The following is an 824-nucleotide window of genomic DNA, read 5'->3' on the forward strand; positions in this document are numbered from 1 at the left end:
CGCCTAACGGAAAAAGTATTTGCGAAGGGCGGGCTAAATTGGACGAACGGTTCAATTTCGAACAACCGAAGCGAATGCTTTTTCGTGGAACTAAACTACAAAAAAATTGTGGAACGAAAAAGCAGGCGCGACTAAATGCAACTGATGGTTCTATTAAATATTCAATCCCGCCTTTTGCAAATACTATGTTACCTGCAGTTTTTAATATTCTATTGATTTGTTTATTATATCCAAAGTCAGATTCACATCTTCTAAATTACTTCTCATTTCATCATATATTTTATTTTTGAAGTTTTCCGGGCTGTTTTTACTTAAATACCTATTAAAATAACCTATGAAATTTTCCAATTTTTGCATATCGAAATTCAATTTTTTTAATGCATCAATTGAAATTGTATTTACATTTTGCTGATATCCTTTACTTCCTAATTTAGGTTTCCGAACTTCAAAATTATTAATATTTCCTAAAGCATCTCCTGCAAAAAAAGTTCCGTGCGCAATAAAATTCCTAGTTTCAATTGCTTTTGTGAAGTTTTTTATGAAATTGTCAATTAACTTTTTTATATCAGGATTTTCAAATATGTCTGTCGTAATTAATATGCTCCTAAATTTAGATAATAATGGATTTGCTGTAATTCCTTCTAATAATATATCAATCCTTTTGTCCTCGTCACCAAACATATTATTATTTGTGCATATTTTTCTTATAATATAACACATTTGAAAATTAATGTTTTCAAAGTGAATGATAAATTTACCATATTCTAAATAAAATTTATTTAATTCACTCATTGTGCGGTTTTTTGGATAAAATTGCAGGTAAC

1 protein-coding gene is annotated in these 824 nt (G+C 28.6%); it reads right to left on the reverse strand.

The window, feature by feature from the left end:
* Nucleotides 1–201: 201 nt before the first annotated feature.
* A partial coding sequence (locus IV513_RS15550) for a hypothetical protein (RefSeq protein WP_209391461.1) occupies nucleotides 202–824 on the reverse strand: 623 nt, incomplete at its 5' end.

Source organism: Chryseobacterium sp. RR2-3-20, assembly GCF_017808115.1.
GTDB lineage: Bacteria > Bacteroidota > Bacteroidia > Flavobacteriales > Weeksellaceae > Chryseobacterium > Chryseobacterium oryzae.